This window comes from Pelagimonas varians (genome assembly GCF_003208435.1).
In the GTDB taxonomy this organism is placed as follows: Bacteria; Pseudomonadota; Alphaproteobacteria; order Rhodobacterales; family Rhodobacteraceae; genus Pelagimonas; species Pelagimonas varians.
The window spans coordinates 1-9,865 of the sequence record NZ_QKMF01000040.1 but is presented as its reverse complement, the minus strand read 5'-3'; the positions used below and the strand labels follow the sequence as shown (position 1 = coordinate 9,865).

Here is a 9,865-nt window from a genome sequence, read left to right as displayed (position 1 = left end):
GGCAAGTCGCGGAAGTGCAAATCCGCATCGCAGTCCTTAACCGCTACACCGCTTTGGGCATACCAGTCACTGAGCCTGTAGGCTAAATCCGGATGAGGAAAGGGGAAGCTCGCCTTTCATCCGATTTGTGCAACAAAGCCGCGCGCGGCACTCAAAGCAAACCATTTTCCGCACAGTGTCCCAATGCGGTAATTTCACTTTGTGCAAAATACTTGCACTTGCTTTATTTTTTGAAAAATCTTTAGATCGAAAAACGGATTAGTCAGGAACAAAATAGGGGCTTGAAATGGGTTTCACGCAATCAATCAAAACCTGCCTGTCAAAATATGCTGTATTTTCGGGCCGTGCGCGCAGATCCGAATACTGGTGGTTTGTTCTGTTTGTAATCCTGGTCAACATCGGCCTTTCGGTCGTTGGCACCGTCCTTTTTGGCACCGATCCTGAAACAGGGCAGGGGTCGAACTTGTTGAACTCGGTTTTCCAACTGGCCATTTTCATTCCCATGCTTGCCGCAGGTTGGCGTCGATTGCATGATACGGGCCGCCCGGGATGGTACCTGCTCCTGCCTGTGGCTTTCAGCATCGCGACGATGATTGTTCTGTTGACTGGCGTCGCTGTGTTTTCAGCAGTGGAAACGGGAATTGAGGATCCTGAGGTTCTGAGAGGACCGGCAGCCTTTCTTGGCGCAACCGGTTTGATAGCCATGTACGTGATACAACTTGTCCTTTCTGTCTTGATGATCTGGTGGCTTACGCGGCCCTCACAAGAGGGCGCGAATGAATTTGGTGCACCGTCTTAGAAGTGGATGGTCAATCACCTTCACTTCGATCTCGGAGACCCATATTCCTTCCCGCGAACGACTATCTTTAGGAGTTAAGAATGAAGAACGCTTTTCTGTCTGGATGTCTGCTGTTTTGCATGTCCGCTGCACCTGCGCTTGCCGAATGGGGTTTTAGCGGCGCGCCGTCCCCAAATGCGTTTATTCAGACGAACAACATGACGCTGGAAATACAGTGTGATCGTATTCGGTTTGCCCCTGCCGGTTACGAAGACAGCGAAGACATTGTAAATAAACAAGGTCTTTCAATTCGGTTCATGAAAGATGGAGCGACAGAAGTCGGGTCGTTTCAAGCGGGGCAAGGGAACGCCACTTTGCAGATTGTTGATAACTACCCAGTCGAAATTGTGTTCCAGGATGCTGCTGACTACCAGTTCATTCTGGATCAGATCGCAGCCAACGCCGTCCTGAATCTGTCCATGGCGGATCAAGATGTGAGTTATGGGATTTTTGAACTAAGCGGGTCCGGCAAGGCCATCAGATCGCTAAGAACGTCTTGCGGTTCTTCAGCTCAAGCGATCGATGGCAATATGGAAGCCCCAGAGGGTGTGGTGTATTGCGGCGGTGGCCAAGTGACGCGTCAGATTGAGTATCAGGTCCTTGATAACGCGCAAGACCAATGGGACGCTATTGTGACAGTCAACGGCAAATCCATGCGTGCGATGACGGCCTATAGCTACTTTGGAAATGCGCCGGCTCCACAGGGTTTCATAGTTGCGTTACTCGGAGAGGACCAATCCGAATTTCTCGTTTTTAAAGATGGCAATGCGAACTGGCTCGAATACGGAGATAACCAATACAACCAATGCAACTAACTTTATGATCGTGGCAGTGGCCAGCCTTGAATTTGGCTGGTCTTGGCTTTTGTGCCGCCCACCCAAGACGTTTCCATAAAATGTCTCCACAACACTCAAAAAGAGAATAAACATGAACACAAAACTTAAACTGGTTTCGTGTGTGTTCTTTGAATCTCTATTGTCGGCTTGCGTGGAAGATACAGGCGTAGCAAGGTCTTAACCGACATTGGCGGACCAAGCTTGTCTGGCTGCGGTTGCCCAAACGGCAGGCAATAGCGAAACACGGTTACTTTCATCCGAGTTTTCCGGGGCCGGGACATTGGTTAAAGTTGGCGTTGGTCCAGATACAGCGCCTTGGCAGTGCATTGCCTACAATGACGGAATTTCCGGCGGTATCATGTTTTTGACCAACGAAGGCGGTCTCTAAAACAGGGTCACGTCACTTGGCGTGGCCGGAAAATACCTCTGGTGCCGAGAGCTGGCTTCCAGTTCCACTTGAGCCTCCCCCAAAGAAGTGGTCCGCGCCAATAATTAGGAAATCGGAGGACCATGGATAGCGATTAAGAGACCCAAGCCAGAAGAGATTGTCTTGAAGTTACAGCAGGTTGAAGTGTTGATGGGCCAAGGAATGCCCCGGTTTGATGCAATCCGCCGGATCGGCGTGACTGAACAGACCTATTACCGCTGGTAGATCGAAACATCGAATGCCATTGGTTCGAAAGAGATGCTGAGGGTACGGGGGAATGGGTGCAGAACAACTCAAGGCGTTTAAACGGCTCCAGAACGAGAACGAGCGCCTTCGCCGGGCCGTGTCGGATCTGACATTGGCTTGTCCGTCATCATATAGTTTGAGACAGAGGGCGTTTTGACTTTGAAGAGTCATCGCTCATCTGTGTTTAGTTCAGCAGCAGATTTAGCGTGCTGCAAGCGTCTTGGTTTCATGGCCCTCCTTTTTGTTTTCTCCCGTTCAAGCAGGATTGTATGGCCCCGCTCTGTGTAAACATCGGCGGTGGTGACGTTGTTGAGGCTCTCGCGGTATCGGTAGTGCCCAACGAAGGCGGTGATGTGCGCCTCAAGATCATCAGGCAGGAAGTAGTTCTCCAACAGGATACTGAACCGCTCCGGGTTTTCCGGAGGCTCCAAATCTAGGAAGGATTGGAGTCATGGAAAGAGACAACAGAGCGAACCGCTATTCACCTGAGACACGAGCAAGGGCCGTGCGGATGGTGTTCGAAAATCAGGGCAGTTACGAAAGCCAAGCAGCGGCGATCAAGGCGATTGCGCCGAAGATTGGCTGTGGCCGGGATACGTTGCGGCGTTGGGTTCAGCAGGAAGAGGCCGACACCGACCAGAGAGATGGCGTGACGTCGGAGGAGCGCGCTAAGATCAAGGAACTGGAACGCGAGGTGCGGGAGCTTCGACAGGTCAACGAAATCCTGAAGAAAGCATCAGCGTATTTTGCTCAGACGGAGCTCGACCGCCCACTGAAACGAAGTAATCAGTCTCCGGGAAAACCGGGGCGGTTCAGTTCCAGACGAGACCCGGATGCGACTTGAGATCTTCGAGGCCCGCTTCTCCGCGCTGTAGGTACCTATCGTACCACCGATAGTAAGTTGGGCGCGATACGCCCAACTTTTCCAAGGTGCGTTTGTCAGATAGATGTGATCCCTCGACCAGCCGGACAATCTCCAACTTTTCCGATGCAGGATACCTCATTCGAGGTCTCCCTCATCCCCGAACATGCTTTTTTGAGAAGACGCAGCTCGAGTGTTTGTTCCGCGACAACTTCCTTCAAATCGCGTGTCTCAGTTTCAAGCCAGTAACTTCTCTGGAAGTTGCTTGGCGGGTTGTATCGCCAGCCAAGCGCTTCTTCCCAGTTTCGACGAAGTCCTTGGACCAATTTGGACCAATTGACTAGCGGATTGCAGTTTGCCGAGGGAATATGCAAAAGCTTTCAGAACACAGTAGGCCGGGCAACGTTGGATTGACGGTTTTCAAAATGGGCTGGGGACTGAATTGATGAAAACAACCATTCTGGGTGGGGCTTTGTTTCTTGTCCCCTTGGCGTTTCTTGCCATCGTATTGGGTAAGGCCTTCGAATTAAGTATGTTGGTGGCTGCGCCGCTTGACGGAATGATCCCGTTGGAAAGATTTGCGGGGATCGCGCTGGCAAACATCATCGCTTTGGTTCTGATCTTGGCGGTGTGCTTTGCTGCGGGGCTTGCCGCGCGTAGCGGCATGTTTTCCCGTCGTGTCGACCGGCTGGACAGTGTTTTGATCGATGTAATGCCAGGATACGCCGTCGCCAAAGGAGTTGTCGCCGGAGTTGCTGGTGAAAATGATGCGATGTCAGTTCTTAGTCCCGTTCTTGTCCGGTTTGATGACCATGAACAGATTTCCTTCGAAGTGGAACGCTTGGAGGATCGCGTGATTGTGTTTCTCCCGGGATCGCCTTCGGCTTGGTCCGGAGCGACTGTGATGGTAAACACCGATCGGGTCACGCCCCTAGACCTGCCACCCCATCAAGTGGTCAGCCTTTTACGTGTATTGGGGCGCGGCTCGTCGTCTGTTGATCTGACGGGTTCGAAAAGTTCGGCAACCTGACGCAAAGAAGCGGCGGCCCTGCATATATGCTGGCAGACATCGCCTCCGATAGCAGGTTCGATCGAAAAATGTGCGGTATCAAAGCCACCAATGGACCTTTTGATCAAAGCGGAGGACAACTCTTGCCGCTCCAGTGCTCGCTTAGGCCACCTTCCGTTCGAAGGCGACAGGGCTTATCCAGCCCAGTGCTGAGTGGCGGCGACATGGGTTATAGAATTCGTTTATGTATTCGAAGAACGCCATCTCAGCCTGCCGCCGCGTGTTCCATGAATGCCACCAGATCAGCTCGGCTTTTGGCTCGCGAAGAACACCGAGGCCGTTTTTAGGATCTCCCTCTCCTCCTTGAGAACACGGTTCTCGCGTGAAAACCGGTTATTCCCCTAAGTGAGGCTTACATCCTCTTTTGACACCACATCCGGGTCTCGAAGCGCAGTGATCCGCTTGTTCAGTGTCGACATACAGACACCCAGATCGTCAGCCACTTGTCTTGCGTGTTAGCCCACTGGTCAGCGCGATCCGCACTGCAATTTGGCGGAATTCGTCCGTCCGTTTCAGTCCCACAGCCAGTCTTCTTTGTTGCAGCAAATGCTATCAAGGGAGCCTCATCAAACCGCGACAGGTCCAATGTGTCTGGTCAGCTTCTGAGAATTGCAATGTTCGCAGGTGCCGCGAGGCCGCCTTGCGTACCCTTGGCCAATGCACAGGGCAGACCAAAGTGTCGTTGAGGGCATAGCGATTAACGTTTTTTGTTGGTTTTGGACTTTTTCAGGACACCATTCCATGGGGCGTCCGGAATCTTCGCAATAGCCGGGTCGGCAATGTACGAAGGGGTCATGATCTGCACGTCATTTTCATTGAATACGTCGATAATGTTGCGGTGCAGGTTTGACATGGTTTTGGGCATGCTCGATCCGCGGGTAGTGTACCCGTTGATTTGATAGTTGATCGCATAGTCAGCCAATGCATTAATCAAGACGAACGGTTCTGGTGATTTCAACAGCCCTTTGGTCCGGTTCGCAGCTTCGACCAGCATCGCCTCGATCTTGTCTCGTGGCTCCTCGTAGCCGATACCCACCATGGTGTGCAGCAAGAGGCCGCGGCCATCGATCCTGGAAGAGTAATTTATTACTTCTGAATTCAAAAGCTGCGCATTCGGAATACTGATCAGCTCATTCTTGATCGATTTGATGATCGTTTCCATTAACTTGATTTCCACCACGTCCCCGATATGCCCACCTATTTTGATGCGGTCCCCGATATTTGTGCTGCGTCTATAAATGACAAACAGCCCTGACAACGCGTTGGCAATCACCGAGTTCGACCCGACCGAAACCATCAAACCGGCCAGAATAGCCAAGCCTTGAAACGCGCGCGACTCCGAGCCGGGAATGTAGGGAAAGCTGATGACGACAGCGATCGAAATAAGAATGACGCGGATAATATTGAACGTGGGCCAGACCCAGGTTGGTTCAAAATCGTCCAGCCGGATTGTCCCTGCTTCGACGTTCACGAAGAACAGGCGGACACCTTTGATAATAAACCGGGTGAGAGCCGTGATGACGAACAAGGCGATCAAGTTCGGAAGATATGCGCCGAAGCCTTTCAAAACATCGACGATCGGTCCAGTCAAATACGTGATCAAGAGTTGTGCAGTGGGCTTGGTTTCTGCAAAGGCCAAAAGCACGAAAGACAAGTAGTAGTATGTTAAAAACAAGAAGAAAATCAGCAAAACCAACCGCATGAGGTAGCGGACGAGCGCAGCCATCGCTGTGCTGTTAACCATATCGTTTGTTGCTTGGCCAACTCCGGTGGTACGTTTTTTAACAGAGGCTGCAATTCGGTCGGGCAAGCGGTCGCGAACGACCCTCATAAGGGCAACCAGCGCTATGAACACCACAGTCCAGACAAAAGCCGCGACGACACTGTTGATCCGGGCGTCATCGCTGCGGTCTGCCCTGTAGATGAGGATCGCTTGCATAATTGCTTCCGCTTGGAGCTCTGCCAGAACCTCAAGTTCCATTTTCTCGAATTCACTGTCGGCCTGTGTCGTGACGGTCATCAGCCTATCATCCGCCAGAATGTGTTTGCCCAACGAACCGTCTTCGATCCGCATTTCAACTGTTTGTATGTTGGAACGTTCGGCGAATTCGACAATGCGTGCGGCGACCAATCCAGCCCGTTCGTCTGCAGGAAGCGCACTGGTTCCCCGCACAACAAACAGCTCGTCTCCTTCGACAACGACAGGGGAGGCAAATTGCGGATCTACCTGTACTTGTGGCAGGGCCGGATCGGCCTGCTCTTGCTGGGCGTGAACCATCCCAACCCAAAGAAACAAACAGGCGATGGTCGTGGTGAATAGGAAGCCAGATTTCGGAAACAGCGATCGTTCAAGCATATGGAATGCACCCGGTGATTTGCTAGCAAACAGTTTGGAGGAAGGCTCTGTGATGCGTCAAGCAGTGTCTCTGTGCGACTCCCCAATTGTTGGAGATTATCTGGCGGAAATTATGCTACTCTTTGCACCTGCGGTCGGGTTGGGTTGTGCCATTTTTCTGCCAATAGACCACAGTGGGGGGCACCATATACAGAATGTGGGCGCTGGAGATTATAGCACTCGATCCAATTCTTGACGCCAGCTTCAGCCTCTGATCCGGTTTCAAAAGCCTGTAGATAAACGCATTCGTATTTCTTCAACCGCCACAGTCACTCCACGAAAATTTTGTCGAGGAACCGACCTTTGCCGTCCATGGAGGTGCGGACGGCTGATCTGCGTTGCCGGTCGGTCCTGACACAGGACATGAACTGAGAGCCCTGGTCAGTGTTCATGATCTTAAAAAAACCGAACTTTTGGATGGCCTCGTTCAGGGCTGCGGCGCAAAAGTCTGCCACCAGTGTGTTGGAGATGCGCCCCCCCAGAACCTTGCGTGTGTGCCAGTCCATGATGGCGACCAAATGGAGGAAGCCACGTCGCTTCGGCAAGTATGTGATGTCGGCGCACCAAACCTAGTTGGGCCGATCCACGCGCAAACCGCGCAACAGATAGGGGTAAATCTTGTGCCCCTGCCAGATACCGGTACCTGCTCGTTTGGCAGCGTGTTCCGACGCTTCATAGTCGCGAGAGTATTTGCGATAGGCGACGGCCCAACCTTGGGAGACCATCCGTGCATTCAGGTCTATATCACCGCTGAAACAGGCGGCAATGAAGCGGCCTTATCAGTCGTTTCCCGAAACGCGACAAGACACTGTTTGGCGTCCAATCGCAGCATCCAAACGAGGGATGATTTTTTGGCCGCAACGCCATTTCCGATTGTTTGTGTCCAGGCAGAGCTGACCGCTTTCGGGGGAGTCGATGCCATGCAGGCGAACTCGCTTCAGTGTTGAATTTTGTTGTGTTTAACTAGTCGCCCTTGATCCAAAGTGTCGGGCGCACTTAGAAGTTAGGACGTGGTCACGCCCCAGTCGTGCATCTGGCTACGGCTGAGCCAGTACATGTTAGCTGCAGGTGTTTTTCACCCGCTACGATAAAGTCTTCGCTGACACCTGCATCTTGAAACAGGGCAACGAGCAGGCCGGAAAGAAGTTGGGCCTCGCCCTCATCTGCATGGGGGCCAACAGAGCGCCACTGGTGAACGCCAAGCCGTGCCATTGGCTGGATTCTACGTTCAGTGCCCCGAGAAATAAGATGGTGCAGGCGCTAGAGCAATGACCGGAGACCACGGTCGAAACGTAGGCCGCACGCAATTCCGCATTTGCCTGCATGGCTTCGCTTAACAGCCCGCTCGGGGAAACCAATTCAACGGTTTGGGCACCTGCCTTTACAGGGGCATGCATCTTGTCGACGCTGTCGGCGGTGACTTCACCGGTAAACCGGTAGACATTGGCAACTGCCGGTACATGTGAAGGCGATACAGCCAGATCTGGGTTGCCATCAAGCCAAGGGCAGGCATCGAACAGGCTACGATGGTCGCTTTTGGCGAGGTCAACTTTGCAGAGTTCGCTTGATGTCGGAGGATCGATGATCGACGATGCGGCAGGACGTTTGTTACCCAGAGTTACAGTAATTGTTACTCCTCCGACAGGTTCCCTGATGTAGCACCACGCCCTTTAGAACTGGGTGTCAGTCTCTTTGTTGAAATGGTGCCCTGCGGTGACTTCAAAAGTTCGGTTGCCGACCAAAACTTCTTTTTTCCGAAAAAGGCTGAAATTGGTGGTAACAACGCCGCCGTCTCTATCAGTAGTGGATGTAGGCTGAGGCATGTTTGGCCAGATGGGAGCGGCCGCAGATACGGTGGCTGCAATTGCCGGGGGGCCACCTGTGCTTGCCGTTTGGCATCCCCGCTCAGAACCAGCCAGATCGCAAATCCGAGCGCAATTGCCAAAACAGACAGGGCCAATAGAACGATGACGGCGCGATTGGCCTGTGCCCGGATCAACGCCGTCCTAGCACTTGAATCTGCTGCAGACATGTCGCTTTGGGCCCGCACGAAAACCTGTTGGCTTCAGGCGGCAGAGGCCGCTTGAACCTGTTTGACAGAGGCTTCAAGCCGCTTTGCATTGGCCTTGATGACTTGGTCGAGAAGTTTGATATCATGCTGCTCGCGCAAAACTCTCTCCTTGCGAGTGTTCGTCGGGATTATCGGTTGTGTTGGCAAAGTCTGTTGCTGACTGGCGTCTCAGTTCCTGTGCTGCATCTTAGGGCTGGGCGTCGAGGATGGCGTCGATCTCATCCGTAATGTTGTCACCGACGGGGACAGGGACATAGACGTGTTTGAGTACCGGAACTTCAACTTCGATGGGCACTTCGACCTGCTCTGTACGAATAATGGGTTGCATGCCGCGCATCCGGAACCATTGGGAATACATCGCGACGGTTGATCCCGTCAGGGCTGCGGCCAAGCCTAAAATGGCCCCGAAAACCGCTCCGACCTGCTTCGCTTGATTGTCCTGAACCTCGCTGGCGTCCACACTGAAAAAGAACGAGGCCCAGCGGTGCATTTGGGACTGTTCCGCCTTGTTTGAGACATCGCTCGCGGCTTCGACAGCCTCCGCTTCCAGTTTCTCAATCTGGCGGGACCAATCCGCCTTGCGCTCTTGTAACTCTCCCAGATATTTTATCCGTTGGTTTGCCCGCTGGGAGTTCTCACGCTGGAACGCTGCCAGCTCATTATACGCCTCGTCACGTTCAACTTGATTGTTTGCAATATGGTCAGGGCCTCCAGAGAAGGGGCGTCGATCGAAGTTTGAACCGCCTGATTCAAATTCTTAATGTCTTCGTCGAACGCAATGCGAGAGTCTTGAACTTCGGTCTGCTAAGCCGGCATTCTGAACATGCGGTTATTCAATTGCCCGCGGACAGCGGTGTTTATCGCGTCACCTTCAAGGCGCTCCATGATGGAGTCTTGTTCTTGCTGTCATGCGTTTTGAACCTGTCCCGCTTTTGTGGCGCTCCTAGTGCTCGTTCAGGCCGCTTTCCTTTCGAAAGCGACAGGGCTTTTCCAGCCCGGTGCTGAGCGGCGGCGACGTGGGTTATAGAAGCCGTTGATGTATTCGAAGATTGCCATTTCAGCTTTGCGCCTTGTCTCCCGAGGATGCCGCCATGTCAGCTCAGCCTTGATGGTTTTGAAGA

General features: G+C 52.8%; 8 protein-coding genes and 7 pseudogenes. 6 read left to right on the top strand and 9 right to left on the bottom strand.

The window, feature by feature from the left end:
* The first annotated feature begins 286 nt into the window (after positions 1–286).
* The 4 genes and pseudogenes from C8N36_RS23715 to C8N36_RS23700 all read left to right on the top strand — a co-directional run.
* Entirely contained in the window at positions 287–799 is a 513-nt protein-coding gene (locus C8N36_RS23715; protein ID WP_097807116.1) for a DUF805 domain-containing protein, read from the top strand.
* 80 nt (positions 800–879) lie between these two features.
* Positions 880–1,653 (top strand): hypothetical protein, encoded by a 774-nt coding sequence (locus C8N36_RS23710; RefSeq protein WP_097807117.1) that lies wholly within the window; start codon positions 880–882, stop codon positions 1,651–1,653.
* A gap of 208 nt (positions 1,654–1,861) precedes the next feature.
* Complete coding sequence (locus C8N36_RS23705) at positions 1,862–2,062, top strand: hypothetical protein (RefSeq protein WP_097807118.1); 201 nt, start codon at positions 1,862–1,864, stop codon at positions 2,060–2,062.
* 126 nt (positions 2,063–2,188) lie between these two features.
* Positions 2,189–2,462, top strand: a pseudogene (locus C8N36_RS23700) (transposase); the annotation flags it as partial.
* 52 nt (positions 2,463–2,514) lie between these two features.
* Here C8N36_RS23700 and C8N36_RS24645 read toward each other — a convergent pair.
* A pseudogene (locus C8N36_RS24645) lies at positions 2,515–2,745 on the bottom strand (IS3 family transposase); the annotation flags it as partial.
* Positions 2,746–2,798: 53 nt separating this feature from the next.
* Here C8N36_RS24645 and C8N36_RS23695 point away from each other — a divergent pair.
* Positions 2,799–3,124, top strand: a pseudogene (locus tag C8N36_RS23695) (transposase); the annotation flags it as partial.
* Positions 3,125–3,162: 38 nt separating this feature from the next.
* On the opposite strand, the pseudogene C8N36_RS24640 reads toward C8N36_RS23695, so the two are convergent.
* Positions 3,163–3,534: pseudogene (locus C8N36_RS24640) on the bottom strand (helix-turn-helix domain-containing protein); the annotation flags it as partial.
* A 120-nt stretch (positions 3,535–3,654) separates the two neighbouring features.
* Here C8N36_RS24640 and C8N36_RS23685 point away from each other — a divergent pair.
* A complete protein-coding gene (locus C8N36_RS23685) occupies positions 3,655–4,239 on the top strand; it encodes a DUF502 domain-containing protein (protein WP_097807120.1) in 585 nt (194 codons plus the stop codon).
* 141 nt (positions 4,240–4,380) lie between these two features.
* Here C8N36_RS23685 and C8N36_RS23680 read toward each other — a convergent pair whose 3' ends face one another.
* The 7 genes and pseudogenes from C8N36_RS23680 to C8N36_RS23630 all read right to left on the bottom strand — a co-directional run.
* Positions 4,381–4,521 (bottom strand): IS3 family transposase, encoded by a 141-nt coding sequence (locus C8N36_RS23680; RefSeq protein ID WP_425451829.1) that lies wholly within the window; start codon positions 4,519–4,521, stop codon positions 4,381–4,383.
* A 38-nt stretch (positions 4,522–4,559) separates the two neighbouring features.
* Positions 4,560–4,800, bottom strand: a pseudogene (locus C8N36_RS23675) (transposase); the annotation flags it as partial.
* A 175-nt stretch (positions 4,801–4,975) separates the two neighbouring features.
* The gene (locus tag C8N36_RS23670) at positions 4,976–6,634 is read right to left on the bottom strand and encodes a mechanosensitive ion channel family protein (protein ID WP_245911052.1); all 1,659 of its coding nucleotides are present in this window, start codon (positions 6,632–6,634) and stop codon (positions 4,976–4,978) included.
* A 110-nt stretch (positions 6,635–6,744) separates the two neighbouring features.
* Positions 6,745–7,296 (bottom strand): annotated as a pseudogene (locus C8N36_RS24635) (transposase); the annotation flags it as partial.
* A 15-nt stretch (positions 7,297–7,311) separates the two neighbouring features.
* Positions 7,312–7,440, bottom strand: a pseudogene (locus C8N36_RS24945) (thermonuclease family protein); the annotation flags it as partial.
* 1,491 nt (positions 7,441–8,931) lie between these two features.
* The gene (locus C8N36_RS23635) at positions 8,932–9,234 is read right to left on the bottom strand and encodes a hypothetical protein (RefSeq protein WP_097807127.1); all 303 of its coding nucleotides are present in this window, start codon (positions 9,232–9,234) and stop codon (positions 8,932–8,934) included.
* Between the two features lie 464 nt (positions 9,235–9,698).
* Positions 9,699–9,865 (bottom strand): IS3 family transposase (locus C8N36_RS23630; protein ID WP_146227683.1); only part of this gene is annotated, 167 nt, incomplete at its 5' end.

Bases quoted from the DNA above. Each gene is read 5' to 3' on its own strand.
- C8N36_RS23715 (WP_097807116.1), top strand. From the start codon at position 287: ATGGGTTTCACGCAATCAATCAAAACCTGCCTGTCAAAATATGCTGTA.
- C8N36_RS23710 (WP_097807117.1), top strand. From the start codon at position 880: ATGAAGAACGCTTTTCTGTCTGGATGTCTGCTGTTTTGCATGTCCGCT.
- C8N36_RS23685 (WP_097807120.1), top strand. From the start codon at position 3,655: ATGAAAACAACCATTCTGGGTGGGGCTTTGTTTCTTGTCCCCTTGGCG.
- C8N36_RS23670 (WP_245911052.1), bottom strand. From the start codon at position 6,634: ATGCTTGAACGATCGCTGTTTCCGAAATCTGGCTTCCTATTCACCACG.
- C8N36_RS23635 (WP_097807127.1), bottom strand. From the start codon at position 9,234: ATGCACCGCTGGGCCTCGTTCTTTTTCAGTGTGGACGCCAGCGAGGTT.